Annotated in this window: 15 protein-coding genes; 12 read left to right on the forward strand and 3 right to left on the reverse strand. The window is 45.3% G+C overall.

Features of this window, described 5'->3' with window-relative positions; all coding sequences use genetic code 11:
* Positions 1-72: 72 nt before the first annotated feature.
* From accC to MN210_RS12145, 7 genes are all read left to right on the forward strand, one after another.
* A complete protein-coding gene (gene accC / locus MN210_RS12115) occupies positions 73-1419 on the forward strand; it encodes an acetyl-CoA carboxylase biotin carboxylase subunit (protein ID WP_338412275.1) in 1347 nt (448 codons plus the stop codon).
* A 37-nt stretch (positions 1420-1456) separates the two neighbouring features.
* On the forward strand, positions 1457-2152 hold the full coding sequence (gene pxpB / locus MN210_RS12120; protein ID WP_338412276.1) for a 5-oxoprolinase subunit PxpB: 696 nt from the start codon (positions 1457-1459) through the stop codon (positions 2150-2152).
* 21 nt (positions 2153-2173) lie between these two features.
* Positions 2174-3133: a 5-oxoprolinase subunit C family protein gene (locus MN210_RS12125; RefSeq protein WP_110817130.1), complete on the forward strand. Its 960-nt coding sequence runs from the start codon at positions 2174-2176 to the stop codon at positions 3131-3133.
* The gene (pxpA, locus tag MN210_RS12130; protein ID WP_241878694.1) at positions 3123-3887 is read left to right on the forward strand and encodes a 5-oxoprolinase subunit PxpA; all 765 of its coding nucleotides are present in this window, start codon (positions 3123-3125) and stop codon (positions 3885-3887) included. The genes MN210_RS12125 and pxpA overlap by 11 nt, the downstream gene beginning before the upstream one ends.
* An 87-nt stretch (positions 3888-3974) precedes the next feature.
* Entirely contained in the window at positions 3975-5159 is a 1185-nt protein-coding gene (locus MN210_RS12135) for an NRAMP family divalent metal transporter (RefSeq protein ID WP_011961439.1), read from the forward strand.
* An 81-nt stretch (positions 5160-5240) separates the two neighbouring features.
* A complete protein-coding gene (locus MN210_RS12140) occupies positions 5241-5711 on the forward strand; it encodes an acetyl-CoA carboxylase biotin carboxyl carrier protein (RefSeq protein WP_338412277.1) in 471 nt (156 codons plus the stop codon).
* 89 nt (positions 5712-5800) lie between these two features.
* Positions 5801-7198, forward strand: a complete 1398-nt coding sequence (locus MN210_RS12145) for an anhydro-N-acetylmuramic acid kinase (RefSeq protein WP_338412278.1) — start codon at positions 5801-5803, stop codon at positions 7196-7198.
* A gap of 17 nt (positions 7199-7215) precedes the next feature.
* Here the strand turns inward: MN210_RS12145 and trxA are convergent, their stop codons facing one another.
* Complete coding sequence (trxA, locus tag MN210_RS12150; protein WP_011961443.1) at positions 7216-7653, reverse strand: thioredoxin; 438 nt, start codon at positions 7651-7653, stop codon at positions 7216-7218.
* Between the two features lie 294 nt (positions 7654-7947).
* On the opposite strand from trxA, the gene MN210_RS12155 reads away from it, so the two are divergent.
* From MN210_RS12155 to MN210_RS12175, 5 genes are all read left to right on the forward strand, one after another.
* A complete protein-coding gene (locus MN210_RS12155) occupies positions 7948-9741 on the forward strand; it encodes a SulP family inorganic anion transporter (protein WP_338412279.1) in 1794 nt (597 codons plus the stop codon).
* 111 nt (positions 9742-9852) lie between these two features.
* Positions 9853-10179, forward strand: a complete 327-nt coding sequence (locus MN210_RS12160; RefSeq protein ID WP_011961445.1) for a protein tyrosine phosphatase family protein — start codon at positions 9853-9855, stop codon at positions 10177-10179.
* A gap of 92 nt (positions 10180-10271) precedes the next feature.
* On the forward strand, positions 10272-10604 hold the full coding sequence (locus MN210_RS12165) for a protein tyrosine phosphatase family protein (protein WP_241878700.1): 333 nt from the start codon (positions 10272-10274) through the stop codon (positions 10602-10604).
* A 120-nt stretch (positions 10605-10724) separates the two neighbouring features.
* Positions 10725-11513 (forward strand): dienelactone hydrolase family protein, encoded by a 789-nt coding sequence (locus tag MN210_RS12170; RefSeq protein WP_110817135.1) that lies wholly within the window; start codon positions 10725-10727, stop codon positions 11511-11513.
* 429 nt (positions 11514-11942) lie between these two features.
* Complete coding sequence (locus MN210_RS12175; RefSeq protein ID WP_338412280.1) at positions 11943-12614, forward strand: CDGSH iron-sulfur domain-containing protein; 672 nt, start codon at positions 11943-11945, stop codon at positions 12612-12614.
* A gap of 155 nt (positions 12615-12769) precedes the next feature.
* Here the strand turns inward: MN210_RS12175 and MN210_RS12180 are convergent, their stop codons facing one another.
* Positions 12770-13897, reverse strand: coding sequence for a tetratricopeptide repeat protein (locus MN210_RS12180; protein WP_338412281.1), 1128 nt, complete (start codon positions 13895-13897; stop codon positions 12770-12772).
* Between the two features lie 243 nt (positions 13898-14140).
* On the reverse strand, positions 14141-15721 hold the full coding sequence (ahpF, locus tag MN210_RS12185) for an alkyl hydroperoxide reductase subunit F (RefSeq protein WP_338412282.1): 1581 nt from the start codon (positions 15719-15721) through the stop codon (positions 14141-14143).
* Positions 15722-15897 lie beyond the last annotated feature (176 nt).

A 15897-nucleotide genomic window follows, 5' to 3' on the forward strand; every position in this document is an offset into this window, starting at 1 on the left:
CTTTATTTATCATTTTATGACACGCATTATTACCCTGTGTAACCTTTAACCTGCCTCTGCAAGGAAGCCGATATGTTCAAAAAAATTCTGATAGCCAATAGGGGTGAGATTGCCCTACGTATTGTCCGTGCCTGTCAACAAATGGGCATTAAATCAGTGGTGGTATATTCTCAATCAGATAAAGATACGCTTGCTGTAAGATTAGCAGATGAAAGTGTTTGTATCGGTCCTGCACCTGCTCCTAAAAGTTATTTAAACCAAGAAGCCATCATTTCAGCAGCAGTCATGAGCGGTGCTGAAGCCATTCACCCCGGCTATGGATTTTTAGCCGAAAACGCCGCTTTTGCTGAAGCGGTAACTGACGCAGGATTGGTTTTTATTGGCCCTACTGCACAAAACATTCGTCAAATGGGTGACAAAGTAGAAGCCAAAAAACAAATGCTACTAGCGGGTGTTCCTTGTGTCCCTGGCTCTGAGGGCGCCTTGCCAGAAACTGAAAATGAGGTATTGGCACTCGCCGAGAAGGTGGGCTATCCGGTGATTATTAAAGCGGCCAGCGGTGGTGGTGGCCGTGGTATGCGTGTGGTCGACAAACAAAGTGAGCTGCTTAAAGCCATTGCAATGACCAAGAGTGAAGCGGAAGCCAACTTTGGTGATTCTGTGGTGTATCTTGAACGTTATTTACAAAAACCACGTCATATCGAGGTGCAAGTCTTGGCCGATACCCAAGGCCACGCGATTCACTTAGGTGAGCGTGATTGCTCAATGCAGCGCCGCCATCAAAAAGTGATTGAAGAAGCCCCTGCTCCAGGTATCAGTGAATCACAGCGTCAACAAATTGGTGAGGCCTGTGTTAATGCCTGCAAGAGAATGGGCTATGTTGGTGCGGGTACGTTTGAATTTTTATATGAAAATGGCGAGTTTTTTTTCATCGAGATGAATACCCGCATTCAAGTGGAACATACCATCACCGAGTTGGTGAGTGGTATTGATATTGTCCAAGCTCAAATTACCGTAGCTGCAGGTCTACCTTTATCGTATCAACAGACTGACGTTAAGCTTTCTGGCCATGCGTTTGAATGCCGAATTAATGCCGAAAATCCTTACACCTTTTTACCGACACCCGGCAAAATCAGCTATTGCCACTTCCCTGCAGGTATGGGCGTACGTGTCGACAGTCATGTTGAGTCAGGCTCAGTGATTCCCCCCTCTTATGACAGTCTGGTGGCCAAAATATGTGTTTATGCAGCAGACAGAGCCACGGCAGTGAATTATATGCAAGCAGCACTCAAGGAAGCTAGCATAGAAGGCATTGATACCAATTTAGCTTTACATAAGCGCTTGTTTGAGGATAAAGGCTTTCAAGAAGGTGAGGTTAGTATCCATTATTTAGAACAGTGGATTGAGCAAAATATTTAACTGACTCTATATTATCAACCCTTAAAGGACTTAAGGCATGCCAAACTTGATCAGTAATGCTGAACTCAACAGCCCTGACCAGCACACTTGGCAATTATGTAGTGAGACCAATTTAACGCTACATTTTGCTAAGCCTATCACCCTACAAAAGCAGCAGCTTTGCTGGGCTTTGGCTGATCGTATTCGCAAGCTGCTGACGGTGACCGAAGTCGTCATTGGTATGAATACTTTGAGCGTTTTTACCCAGCCATTAACTTTTATTGAGCTAAATGAGCTAAAACAACACCTAACACAGCTGATAAAACAAACAGAGGGTCAAAGCATTCAAGGCAAGCATATTCAGATACCTGTGCAATATGGCGGCGAATATGGCCCTGACCTAAAGCCGATGGCTCAGGCGTTAGGCCTGTCTGTAGAAGAGGTGGTAAAGCTACACAGCGAGGCAATTTATACCGTTTACTTTATTGGATTTCAGCCAGGATTTCCTTACTTGGGCGGCTTATCAGAAAAGCTTTATTTCCCAAGGCGAGAGACACCGCGTACTCAGGTTCCAGCAGGCTCGGTCGGTATTGGCGGTGAACAAACGGGGGTATACCCCTTCTCCTCCCCAGGCGGTTGGCAATTGCTAGGGCGTACTCAGATGCCGCTGTTTGATTTGACACAAAACCCGCCGACCGCACTGAGTGCAGGAGATACTCTGCAGTTCACGGTGCTTGATATTCATTACTCGTAAACAAGGGATAGGCCACTGATTATGAAGATTTTAGCCTCAAATGCGTTAGCCAGTTTTCAAGATTTGGGGCGCTTTGGCTTTCGTAGCCTAGGCGTGGGCACAAATGGAGCCATGGATCCTTGGGCATTAAAAGCTGCCAATGCTTTATTACAAAACCCATTAGATACGGCTGCCATTGAAATTACTTTAGGCAGCTTTAGCGTGCAATTCGAGCAAAATACTTGCTTTTGCTTGACTGGGGGATTGTATGAGGCCTATCTCGATGAGCAGCGGGTGTACGCTTATTGGCGCATTACGGCTCAGGCTGGACAAACCTTAAAGCTTGTGCGCCCCCTGCAAGGCATGTATACCTATTTTGCAGTGCAAGGCGGCTTTGATATTGAGGCTGTTCTGGGCTCAAAAAGCACCAATACTAAGGCCGAATTTGGTGGCTTAAACGGGCGGTTTTTGCAGCCACAAGATAGCGTTAAAGTCGCCAAACTAGACTCAGCACATAGGCATACCAGCGAGATTGGCGTGGCCGCTCCTCGTATGCCAGCTTCCCATCTTGATAGCAGCGCGCCCCAAATCCGCGTTATTGCCAACAGTGAATACGACCACTTTACTGAGGCTGCCAAACACAACTTTGAGAATCAGCTGTGGCAAGTCGATACCAGCAGCAACCGTATGGGCTATCGCTGTATTGGTGAAAATATACTTGAGTTTGCTCAAAAGTCAGAGATGAGCTCGCATGGCGTGGCCGCAGGCATGATTCAGGTGCCCCCTCAAGGCCAACCCATTGTGTTAATGGCCGATGCCCAAACGACAGGTGGCTACCCTAAGATTGCCACCATTATTGAGGCGGATATTGGACTGATGGCACAGACCCGTTTTGGCCAAAAATGCCAATTTAAAATGGTCTCTATACAAGAGGCAATACAAGCCCGTCAAGACAGACACCGTTATATTGAACGTATTAGGAAATATGCTTATGACCACTAATTTACCTGTTAATAAACTGCAAACTATTGATTTGAATGCAGATGTGGCTGAAGGCTGTGGCCAAGATATTGCTTTAATGAATATTATTAGCTCTGCTAATGTCAGCTGTGGTTTACATGCCGGCTCGTATCAGCACATGCTTGAGACCTTAAAACTGGCCAAACAGCATAATGTACGAGTCGGGGCACATCCTGGCTTTGATGACAGAGATAACTTTGGGCGCACCGCACAGCAGCTACCAGAAGAAGAGTGCCGTGCCCTAATTCATTATCAGCTGGGTGCAGCAAAAGCCATGTGCGATTTGGTTGGCGTTAAGCTAAGTTATGTCAAGCCGCATGGCGCTTTATATAATCAGGCGGCTAAGGATGAGAAGTTGGCTAAAATTATTGTCAATGCGGTCAAAAACTTTGATCCAAGCCTAGCAATTATGGGGCTATCGGGTAGTTACCTAATCAGCGTCGCTAAGGCTCAAGGCTTAACCTCAATCTCCGAAGTCTTTGCTGATCGTAACTACGAAAGCGATGGCTCTTTGGTTGCCCGAAGCAAAGACAATGCACTGATTACCGATGCGACCCAAGCAGCCCAGCACGCTCTACAAATGATTACCCAAGGCATCGTGACCAGTGTAGATGGAGTTCAAGTACCTGTGGAAGCCCAAAGTATTTGCCTCCATGGTGACAGTGAGCATGCTGTGCAGTTCGCAGCTGAGATTAAGCAAAAGCTTGAGCAACAAGGCATTCTCATTTGTATCTGATGATTTTAATTTGAGTATGTAAACACCCCCTTAACCTTAAAATATTTTAAGACTACTCCTGACAGCTCACCGACAACAAGGATGTTTATGACAGCATTAAAAAAGAAAAACACCGCAATATTAGGAGCCGCTTTCTTAATGGCGACCTCCGCTGTAGGGCCGGGATTCTTGACCCAGACCGCTACCTTTACCGAAAGCTTAATGGCAAGTTTTGGCTTTGTGATCTTAATATCCATCATTATGGATATTGGGGTTCAGCTTAACGTTTGGCGTGTTATCGCTGTCTCCAAGATGCGCGCACAACAAGTGGCTAACTTAGTATTCCCAGGGGTTGGCTATTTACTTACTTTCTTGGTCGTGCTTGGCGGGCTGGCTTTTAACATTGGTAACATCGGTGGTGCAGGTTTGGGTATGCAGTCTGTATTCAACATCTCCCCCATCACTGGCGCCCTTATTAGTGGGGTAATTGCGGTAGCCATTTTCCTAAGCCGTGAAGCGGGACCTATGATGGACCGATTTACTCAGCTGATGGGCTTTATTCTACTGATTTTGATTATCTATGTGATGTTCAAATCAAATCCTCCCTTTGCTGAAGCAGTGACTCGGACTGTTATGCCTAGCAAAATTGATGCGATGGCCATCGTAACTTTGGTGGGTGGTACGGTCGGTGGTTATATCACTTTCTCCGGTGCTCACCGTCTGTTGGAGGCGGGTGTCAGTGGTGAAGAGAACCTGCCGTCTGTCACTCGCAGTTCAGTATCAGGTATTTTAATAGCGTCGATCGTACGTGTCTTTTTATTCCTAGCAGTATTGGGTGTGGTGTCTAAGGGTGTATCGCTCGATCCATCAAACCCGGCTATGTCACCTTTTGAGCATATTTTAGGCAATGCCGGTAAGATTATCTTTGGTATTGTGATTTGGGCCGCCTCCATTACTTCTGTCATTGGTGCAGCTTACACATCCGTCTCGTTTATGAGTAATTTTCATCCCTTTATCGAGCGCAACAGCCGCTACTTTATTATTGGCTTTATCCTCATCTCTACCTTTGTGTTCGCCACCGTGGGTAAACCTGCTCAGTTATTGGTCTTGGCAGGTACACTAAATGGTCTGATATTACCTATTGCTATGATTATTATCCTGATTGCCGCTTATCGCTCTAATATTGTGGGCAGCTATAAGCATCCGATTTGGATTGCCGCTTTTGGTTGGATCATTGCGCTTATCATGAGTGTATTAAGCGTCATTACTATTGCAAATTACATCACCGGTTAAACAAGATCGCTAAGTTTTGCCTAACGATATAAACCTAAAACAATGGTTTCGCACCTATTATGAAGAGAAAAAGGGAGCAACATGGACATTACGACCATTGAAGCTGTGGTAAAAAAAGTTGCCAACAGCTCAGTACAGCAAGTTACCATCAGTGAGGGCACTCAGTCCATTACTGTGGTGAATCGTAGCCCATCGCAGCTAAGCAGTACTGCAAGCTATGCTACAGCTGAAAATAGTGCTACAGCTGAAAATAGTGCCACAGCTAAAAATAGTACCGCCGCCGCAGATCAACAAGAGAGTGATTCTAACAAACCTGCTGCCAAATACATCACCTCAACCTATGTGGGTTATGTTCAACTGGGAAAAGATGCGGCTGCGGCACCATTAGTACAGCCAGGGGATAGCGTCCAAGTCGGTCAAACTGTGGCTTATATCGATGTTTTATCTAAACTGATGCCTGTGCTGAGTGAAGATAATGGCATTGTTGAGGCGGTTTTGGTCAATAATGCAGATAAGGTAGATTATGGTAAGCCCCTTATTAAAATTCAATAAAAAGCTTAACTAAGCGCCTTTTGCTATAATAGGGTAGTCCTGCCTTTTGGCAGCCTACCCTTTTTTATTGCAACTACTGTAGCAGGCCTATGACACATACTGACGCACCCTCTTTAGACCATTCTTTATCCCCCTCAGACAGCTCTTTAGAACATTTAGATCCTCATGAAAGCCATCTAGAAGACTTAGAGTCTGCTTTATCAGACACCCTCTTTGAGAGCTTCGATAGCGGCTACTACATTGGCATGATGTCAGGCACCAGCCTAGATGGTATGGACGCTGTGATTTGTCAGTTTGATAGCGCAGAGGCTACAGATGCTGCAGCAGACAAAATTGTGGCCACCCATTCACAGCCCTTCCCTGAACACCTGCGTGAGACCTTATTGGCACTGTGCCAACCCAATGGTACCGCCCAGCTTGCCTATCCAGTAAAAAACATTATTTTGGATCAGCAGCCACACAGCGAGCTTGAGTGGTTTGGCTGGGCGAGCCGAGAGTATGCCGAATTTGCCAGTACCGTGGTCAATGAGCTGCTACAAAAGTCAGGCATTAGTCCTGAGGCCATCTTAGCCATCGGCTGTCATGGTCAGACTGTGCGTCACCGTCCCAACTTAGGGTTTAGCTTACAGTTGGTCGATCCCAATATCATCGCTGAGCGCACCGGAATTAGTGTGGTCACCGATTTTCGCCGCCGCGATATGGCGGTGGGTGGACAAGGCGCGCCGCTGGCACCCGCTTTTCATTTAGACCAGTTTGGTGCGCCGTTAGAGCCGTCACAACACAATAGTGGCCACCGTATCGTCGTCAATCTAGGCGGCATTGCTAACATTACGGTGCTGCCAGCCAGCTCAGCTGAGCAGCAAGCAGCTTCGGTGATCGGTTATGACACCGGCCCGGCCAACATCCTGCTTGATGCTTGGTACCAATACCATGCGCCAAGTCTTGATGAGAGCCTCAAAGACAATGAGCTGTACGATACAGATGCCAAGTGGGCGCAGTCAGGACAAGTGAATGATGAGCTGTTAAATCAGTTGCTGAGTCACCCCTATTTTACCCAGCCCACGCCCAAAAGCACTGGACGTGAAGATTTCAATCTCTCCTGGTTACAGCAGCAGCTTGAACAGTTACCCGAGCAGACTCACGCCCAACTGCATCCGCAAGACGTGCAGGCTACATTAACTGAGCTAAGTGCCCGTAGCTTAAGCGATGCCATTGCCGCAGAAGCGACTCGACTTGATATGACAGGTGGTGAGCTGATTGTGTGTGGTGGCGGTGCTTACAATGCTTATTTGCTTAAGCGTCTTGCTGCGTTATTGCCAAACTGGCAAATACTGACCAGCGCAGACTTTGGGATTGCGCCTACTTGGGTAGAAGCCATGGCGTTTGCTTGGCTTGCACGTCAGACCATCATGGGTGCCACCGGTAACCTGCCTGCGGTTACCGGTGCCAGTAAGACAGTGGTCTTGGGTCAGGTGTGTTTTGCCTAACCCAATCAGATTTTAAATTAGCTCAAAGACTGAACCCATTGCACAATTTGATTGCTCGGCAGGGCGCCTGACTGCCGGGCAATTTCTTTTCCGCCTTTAAAAGCCACCATAGTCGGTAAGCTGCGGATACCATAAGGTGCTGCGGTCTGCTCAAACTGATCGGTTTGTAGCTTAGCAAAGACAATATGCGGCAATTGAGCTGCGGCCTGCTCGAACTGTGGCGCCATCATATGACAAGGCTGACACCAACTGGCCCAAAAATCGACGATGGTTAGCACCTCGTTTTTTTGGATGATCTTGGGGGCACTTTGAGCGTTCAATATCACAGGCTTGCCTATTAGCAAGGCATTTTGGCATTTGCCGCATATTGGATTTTGATTGATACGGTTAGCAGGAATGCGATTGGTGGCTGAGCAGTGAGGACAAACCAAGTGTCGTGATTGTGCTGTGGTCATGATAAATTACCTCTTATGGTTTAACGCCTGTAATAACAGCAGTTTATGTTTGATTTATTGCCTTGGATATTGGTTTTATTTAGCACTATATATTTTATTTAGAATTCTATAATGGGGGTTATTTATCAAACTTGCCAGCTTAGCGCAAAAAACTGATACAAAGTCACCACCTACTCTGGGGTGAGTTATCACTTTGAAAATAACCGTTACTCATTATCTCAAGCTATCTTGCGCCATCTGTTATATTATACAATTAAGTATATTAACTTATCTCGCCATCTGTAAGAGGCCACAGTGACTGACAAGCCGACCTCACTCATCCCGCACACAAAGCAAGACTGGCTGAAAAAGCTGATTCCCGCTTGGGTTTCAGACTATAGCCCCTCTCGCCTACCCGCTGACATTATCGCCGGTATTGTGGTTGGTATCTTGGTCATTCCACAAAGCCTCGGCTACGCTGTATTAGCGGGATTGCCCCCTGTGTACGGGCTATATGCCTCAATCGTGCCAGTTTTGGTCTACGCCTGGGTCGGCTCAAGCAGTGTACAAGCACTCGGCGCCGTTGCCATTACTGCGATCATGACCGCCAGTAGCCTGCATGGTCTGGCAGTTGAGGGCAGTTTGCAATACATCATGCTTGCCAGCTTATTGGCACTGATGATGGGCGGTATATTATGGCTCGCCGGCAAGCTGAAGCTTGGCTGGATCATGCAGTTTATTAGCCGCGGGGTATCGGCAGGCTTCGTCAGTGGGGCGGCGGTGCTTATTTTTATTAGCCAGATAAAATACTTAACCAATATTGCAATCAGCGGCAACACCTTGCCAGGCTATGCCATCTCCATGTTTAGCCAGTTAAACAGCTTACATCTGCCCACCTTGCTAATTGGTGCTACCGCTTTTGTTCTGTTTTTATTAAATCGCTATGCCAGTGCTTATGTCTGGGAATCTTGGCTACCGCAAGCTCAGGCAAAATGGGCTGGACGATTGTTTCCGCTGCTACTGGTGGTGGTAGCCATTGTCTTAAGTTACTTGGGTCAGTGGGCAAGCCGAGGTATTCGCACTATTGGTGAAATCCCAAGCGGCCTACCCAGCTTCTCTGTGCCTGAATTTGAGTCATTTTCACAAGTTGCCACCTTACTACCCACCGCAGGCTTGATGGCGCTTATTGTGTTTATCTCCAGCAGCTCAGTCGCTAGTACCTATGCCCGATTGCGCGGCGAGAAGTTCGATGCCAATACTGAGCTTAGAGGACTGGGTCTGGCCAATATTGCCGGCGGTTTTAGCCAAAGCTTTCCGGTAGCAGGCGGGTTTTCTCGCACAGCCATCAATGTCGATTCTGGTGCTAAGACCCCTTTGGCCAGTGTGGTCAGTGTAGTGGTCATGGTCATCGCGCTATTGTCTTTGAGCCAAATGATAGCGCCGCTGCCCTATGCGCTGCTCGGTGCAATGATTATGGCCTCGATTATTAGCCTCATTGACTTTGGCACCTTTAAAAGCGCTTGGAAAACTGATCGTCTGGATGCATTAAGCTTTTCAGCCACCTTTTTTGGGGTGCTGCTATTTGGGCTTAATGTGGGCTTGGTCATCGGCATTATTGTCTCTTTTGCTGGCTTGATCTGGCAGTCAAGCCAGCCTCATATCGCCGTAGTAGGCCGCCTACTAGGCACCGAGCATTTTCGTAACGTAAATCGCCATGATGTGATTACCTACGAGAATTTACTGATTATGCGGGTTGATGAAAGCTTGTTTTTTGGTAATAGTGAGTCAGTGCATAGCCAAATCCAGCAAGCGCTCAACCAGCACCCTAAAGCTTCTGAGTTGGTACTGATTATGTCCTCAGTCAACCACATTGACTTGACGGCACAAGAGATGCTTATCACCTTAAACCGTGAGCTGGTGGCCAACAATAAGCGTTTGCACTACAGTTTTATTAAGGGGCCGGTGATGGATGTTATAGAACAAACAGCGGTGATTACTGAGTTATCCGGACGTGTATTTTTGAGTACCGTTCAGGCCATTAACCTACTAACCGATGACAATCTTCACAACGACCAGCACCCTACTGTGCAGCAACAAGAATTTCATTAGGCGAATTAAGCACTACCTGGTGTTCAAAACCACGCTAAAATTAACACAAGCCCAAGCTTTGACTGCTCAAAGTCTGTGGCCTCCATTTACTTTTATTAGACACACAAAATTATGAGCGACTCGTTAACTATCTATAAGCAAATATACCCTACTCAGTGCGCAAAGCTGTCACAGATGGGCTATCGCTCACTGATTAATATTCGTCCAGACCTTGAGACTGAGCATCAGCCCTCAAGTGAAGCGCTAAGTGTCGCCGCTCAGCAAGAAGACTTAGCTTATGTCCACATTCCCTTCGATGAAGAGCGTCTTAGCCGTGCTACCGTCGTACGCTTTGCGGAGCAATATCACGCGCTACCAAAACCTATTATGCTGTTTTGTGGCTCTGGCCACCGCGCCAAGCTGCTTTACCAAAGTGCATTGATGCAAGGTTTGCTATAAGTTATATTGACGTCACCGGTTACGCATAGCACGTATTTATGATTATTTTATAACATCAAAAAACATAATTTTATTGTTAATAAGGATTTCTTATGTCACATCAAGTCAGCTTCTCAGGTCAGATCACCCCAGAACAAGTTCAACAAATCGCCGATCAAGGCTTTAAAACCATCATTAACAACCGCCCTGATGGAGAAGCTGTAGACCAGCCCACCAGCGCTGAGATTGAAGCCGCTGCCAAAGCCGCTGGAGTTGCGTATAAAGAAATCTCATTTGCAGGTAATGAGTTAAATATGCAACATGTTGAAGATTTCGCCGATTATTTCAATCAAGCCGAGCAGCCTATCTTAATGTTCTGCCGTACCGGTAATCGCTCAAACGGTCTATATGAAGCGGCTAAACAACGTGATATGTTAGACGACTAATCTGTCATGGTTTAAATTTCGTGGTTTAAATCCCATGGCTTAACTTTCATGATTTAACTGTCGCAGCTTAATAAGCAGTAACCATTTAACCCACTTTTAATCAATCTTCGAGGTGTCGTCATGCTATCCAGATTTACGACGTTAGCAACAACCAAAGCAGCTTTAAGCGCTATTGTGTTTAGTGTTGCTACTGTAGGACTTACCCAAACTGCGGCAGCGATTACCACTAAAAATGTCGTCTATACTGTCGATAATGAGCCTTATGAGGGTTATTATGCGAAAGCAGATAAGCCGAATGCACCCTTTATATTGCTATTGCACGACTGGGATGGCTTGACAGAATATGAGCGCATGCGTGCCGATATGCTAGCAGAAGAGGGCTATAACGTCTTTGCTGCCGATGCCTTTGGTCAAGGGATACGCCCTACCTCTGTTGACGACAAAATGCACTTAACAGGCGGGCTTGATAACGACCGCAATAAGATGCGCCGTTTAATGGCGGGTGCCTTAAATGCTGCACAGGCAGAAGGCAACGATGTCTACAATGGCGTGACTATGGGCTACTGTTTTGGTGGTACCTTGGCGTTAGAGTTAGCACGTTCTGGGTTTGAGCAAAAAGGCTTTGTTATTTTTCATGGCGGGCTAGATACACCAGCGGGTCAGAATTATGACAACACCAAAGGGAATATTTTAGTGTTTCATGGCACATCAGATGATGTCGCTCCGTTTGACAGCTTTGTTAAACTCGCTGAGCGCCTAGACGACGCCAATGTGCCTAATGAGATGACCACTTATGGCAACGTGGGGCATGCCTTTACCGAATCAAGCTCTGACAGTTATAACGCCTACGCGGATAAAAATTCATGGAACCGCTATTTGGACTTCTTAGATACTCTATACGACAAATAAGCATCGAACCTAAGCATCGAGTTATCGAAGACTTCTCCGATGAATTTATTTTAAATAAAGGGCTGTATAGAATTCTATACAGCCCTTTATGTTTAATCAGTGCTAATATCTTAAATGAAGGCGATAGATGTTAGTGGTTGGGTCATCCGATTGACTGCTTTCTGACCTATCTCTATCGCTCATATCATTATTTAGTATTATTAACTTAGTAGTACTTATAGTTATTTAGTGTTAAGGCGCCTAAACGCCCCTTAATAAACATTTATACTATTTCTATTAATTAACATACCAAGAAAAACGAGCGCAAGTACTACAATCAGTAGACTAAGTGAGTTTGACAAAGGTATGTTATTTTAGAGAATGGGTATTACTATCTAGCCAGCCAAGTTTACTGATACCAGTTAACTTGGCAAGCCAATAGGAGCTCCAATGGACAATAATAAAGAAGTCGTTAAGTCTGACAATGCAACCGTTACCTTTGATAGCAATCGCTGCATTCACTCACGCAACTGTGTGTTAGGTCGCCCTGATGTGTTTGTGCCCAATGTAGACGGCGAATGGATTCATCCTGAAAACGCCTCACCAGATGAGCTGTTAGAGATTGCTCACAACTGCCCCTCTGGCGCCATCCAAGTGTATCATCCTGATGGCACACCGATGGAAACCGCACCCAAGGTGAATACCATTCGAGTCACTGAAAATGGGCCGTCCTACATTCATGCCAAGCACAGTGTGCAAGGTGAAGACAATGGCACACGTATGGTGTTATGCCGCTGTGGTCACTCTAAACAAAAGCCCTATTGTGATGGCAGTCATAAAGAGGTGAACTTTGAAGCCACCGGCGAGCCTGCCTCAGTTGAAATCAAACTGCCTGAGGTTAAAGATGCCAGTGGCAGCGAGCTACGCATTGAACCGATGAAAAATGGTCCAAACTTTATCTATGGTAATGTCGAAGTAGTGACAGGCACGGGGCGCACCATCACTCGTGATACTGAGGTGCATCTGTGCCGCTGTGGTCATTCAGCGCACAAGCCGTTTTGTGACAGTACTCATGTCAAAGTTGGCTTTGAAGCGGATGGCTTTGTGCCAGAGAAAAAATAGGATTTAACTCTTTAAAATAGCACTCTACCAAAGCTTGATTTTGTAGAGCTTTATCTGCTCATAACTAACCCTCCCTTTTTAAAAGGAAGGGTTAGATTGGTTATAACGCTATTCCAAAGCTTTTCTTCACAATGATTAAAAGTAGGGATGGTGTTCTAATCATTTTTAATGAGAGAGTCATCAAATAAGTTATGATGACATTGGCAACCGAACAATAAACAGCCAATATACATAGCACGCAAGTCATTAAGAATGTTGTCTTGTGGCTTGGGCTGTCTGTCGTTTGCCAATAGTGTCTCTAATTTTTCAACCTCTGCTTTTTGATAGCTAATCTCTTCCTCAGACTCTTTTAGCTTTGCGGCTATATCCTCACTATTAGGGCTTGTTAGTAACACTTTGAGGTCATTCTGATATTCTAATAGTATCTCCTGCTCCTGATACAGTTTCTGCTCAATTTTTTGCTGCCAATTCTGCTTATCACTGTTGTAAATCGCATACCAAATCCAGCCCCAGGATACATCCACATTCTCGGTCTGAACCAGATTATTTGCCCTATCATACTCTCCTATCTGGGCGTACAAATCGGCCAAATCTAATGTGTCAGACGCTTCATTATTGTTGGCATCTTTTAGTAAATTCAATGCCTGCTGCTTGTTGCCCATTAGGATATGCAAGCGGATTTTATTTAATAACACCGAATACAAATGATCATTAAGAATCGGTTCCACATATTGGCTATTGCCGCCATTTATTAATACCTTGATATGACTTTCACTTTTTTCGAAGTAAGCAAAAGCTTGCAAATAGTCACCTAATTTTGCATATGCATAAGCGATATTGTTATAAAAAATAAATTCACTGCCATCTGACTGAGACTGATTGAGCCTCTCTAACTTCTCTAAAGCAGTGTGTGAGACAGCTATAATCGCTTGATAATCCTCAGCCTGATAATGATAAACAGGCTGAACATCTTCAAAAGTGACCTCATTAGATATCAGCATCTGAGCGTAAGCCGCATAGGGATAATAAGCGTGTGGGGCCAGTTGTAGAACCTGTTGTTGCAACGGCAGACTATCATCCACACCATATTCAAAAAAAGACCAAAAGGCGAGATTGTGAGTGTTCTTGATAGAGGGATTTATCTGATAAGCTTTTTTTAAATACTCAAGGTCTTTGTCACCCTCTGGATGTTGCATATAGTAAAGCGCAAGAGATGCCATCAGTTGGTCATTATCAGGCTGCTGCTGAAGCTGAGTCAGCAAGTTATTAAGTTCATCATTCATTTTATACCGCCCATCCTCTGGCCCATTTCACGTTACCGGTTGTTTTATTTTATCGATTAAAAGCAATAAATTTAGTATTAGACCATACAGCATTCCAAGCAAATAAACCTAATAACCATTTAACAGTGACTATTGAAAACAAAAAAAACCACCCTACACCGTAGGATGGCTTTCTAAGTCGCTCAATATTGGATCATATTAGTAGATGCTAATGATTTAATATTGGCTAATAAATCATGCAGCTTACTGCATCATTAGGTATTCAAACGCTGATAGTGCCGCTTTTGAACCCTCGCCCATCGCAATGTTGATTTGCTTAAAGGGAACGGTAGTCACGTCACCGGCTGCGAAGATACCTCTGCGGTCTGTCTTACAAGCTTCATCAATCTCAATCTCACCAAAGCGGTTAACATCGACAAAGCCTTTAACAAACTCTGAGTTTGGCACTAGGCCAATCTGAACGAATACCGCTGATAAATCAAGCTCTTTGGTTTCGCCTGAGGCGCGGTCTTCATACAATATCGAGCTTACTTTGCCGTCAGTGGCTTTAATCTCTTTGGTCGCCGCTGAGGTAATAAAGTCAATATTGTCTTTTGATTTTGCTTTGTTAATCAGTACTTGGTCGGCTTTTAAGTCATCAGCAAACTCAACCACGGTCACATGCTCAACGATACCTGCCAAGTCAAGCGCCGCTTCAACACCTGAGTTACCACCGCCAACAACGGCAATCTTTTTGCCTTTAAAGAACGGACCGTCACAGTGTGCACAGTATGCCACACCACTACCGACGTACTCATCTTCACCTGGTACGTTTAGCTTACGCCACTGCGCACCTGTCGCTAAGATGATACTGCGGGTTTCAAACTGCTCGCCGGTGTTTAGCTCGATGGTGTAGTTTTCATCTTCAGTTTCGCCCAGCTCTTTGACACTCACATGCTCTTTGATGTTGATGTCATATTCGTTTAGGTGTTTTTCAAAGTTAGCAGACAGCTCAGTACCTGTGGTCAATGGCACAGAGATTAAGTTCTCAATGCTTTGGGTGTCTTTCACCTGACCACCGATACGGTCGGCAACGATGGTCACTTTTAGACCCTTACGTGCGGTATAAATTGCTGCTGCAACGCCGGCTGGGCCACCACCAATAACAGTCACATCTTGACGCTCTAGCTGCTCAGCATCGTCTTCACTTGCTGCGCTTAACAAGTCAGGATACTGCTCTTGTAGCTTGTCGATAATGCGTGCTGTGTCCACTTTACCGTTTAAGAATGGCTTACCATTTAGGAATACCGCTGGCACACCTTGAATGTTGTTGGCTTCCACTTGCTCTTGGAACAAGCCGCCATCAATCATCTCATTACTAATACCATCGTTTAATAACGCAAACTGGTTAAGCGCCTGCACCACTTCAGGACAGTTGTGGCAAGATAGCGACACATAAGTTTGGAACTGTAATGGATGACCAATACGCTTCACCATCTTTTGAATGCTCTCATCAAGCTTTAGTGTGTGACCACCCGCTTGTAAGATGGCTAAGATAAGTGAGGTAAACTCATGACCGCCTGGAATACCACTAAATACGATACCGGTCTCGCTGCTGACATCATCGCCTTCTGTGGTAATCTTGAAGCTGATTGGGCTTGGCAGGCTGTCGTCTGTGTTATTTTCATCAAAATTAATCTTGTCTGTGGTGCCTGCAATTTTGCTTAAAAAATCAACCAACTCAGCTTTTTTATCATGCTCACCAGTACCAATCACAAAATGGATTGGGCGAGTCATATTTTCACTATAACTTTTTACCGCATCTAATAAACTTTGGTCTAACATGGTAAGCTCCTTATCTAATTTTTATTTGCTGTCTTATTACCAAAAAGGGTGAAACACGACATTAATGAGCCAGCCCATTGACTGATTGTCGTGTTATCTCATACCCCTATTATCGAAGCTTGCGCCCCAAACGGCAAGCGGATAAACCTCAACACTGCAATTTATAAAACTAAACG

This window comes from Psychrobacter raelei (assembly GCF_022631235.3).
Taxonomy (GTDB): domain Bacteria; phylum Pseudomonadota; class Gammaproteobacteria; order Pseudomonadales; family Moraxellaceae; genus Psychrobacter; species Psychrobacter raelei.

Coding starts and splice junctions, on each gene's coding strand:
- accC (WP_338412275.1), top strand. CDS start 73: ATGTTCAAAAAAATTCTGATAGCCAATAGGGGTGAGATTGCCCTACGT.
- pxpB (WP_338412276.1), top strand. CDS start 1,457: ATGCCAAACTTGATCAGTAATGCTGAACTCAACAGCCCTGACCAGCAC.
- MN210_RS12125 (WP_110817130.1), top strand. CDS start 2,174: ATGAAGATTTTAGCCTCAAATGCGTTAGCCAGTTTTCAAGATTTGGGG.
- pxpA (WP_241878694.1), top strand. CDS start 3,123: ATGACCACTAATTTACCTGTTAATAAACTGCAAACTATTGATTTGAAT.
- MN210_RS12135 (WP_011961439.1), top strand. CDS start 3,975: ATGACAGCATTAAAAAAGAAAAACACCGCAATATTAGGAGCCGCTTTC.
- MN210_RS12140 (WP_338412277.1), top strand. CDS start 5,241: ATGGACATTACGACCATTGAAGCTGTGGTAAAAAAAGTTGCCAACAGC.
- MN210_RS12145 (WP_338412278.1), top strand. CDS start 5,801: ATGACACATACTGACGCACCCTCTTTAGACCATTCTTTATCCCCCTCA.
- trxA (WP_011961443.1), bottom strand. CDS start 7,653: ATGACCACAGCACAATCACGACACTTGGTTTGTCCTCACTGCTCAGCC.
- MN210_RS12160 (WP_011961445.1), top strand. CDS start 9,853: ATGAGCGACTCGTTAACTATCTATAAGCAAATATACCCTACTCAGTGC.
- MN210_RS12165 (WP_241878700.1), top strand. CDS start 10,272: ATGTCACATCAAGTCAGCTTCTCAGGTCAGATCACCCCAGAACAAGTT.
- MN210_RS12170 (WP_110817135.1), top strand. CDS start 10,725: ATGCTATCCAGATTTACGACGTTAGCAACAACCAAAGCAGCTTTAAGC.
- MN210_RS12175 (WP_338412280.1), top strand. CDS start 11,943: ATGGACAATAATAAAGAAGTCGTTAAGTCTGACAATGCAACCGTTACC.
- MN210_RS12180 (WP_338412281.1), bottom strand. CDS start 13,897: ATGAATGATGAACTTAATAACTTGCTGACTCAGCTTCAGCAGCAGCCT.
- ahpF (WP_338412282.1), bottom strand. CDS start 15,721: ATGTTAGACCAAAGTTTATTAGATGCGGTAAAAAGTTATAGTGAAAAT.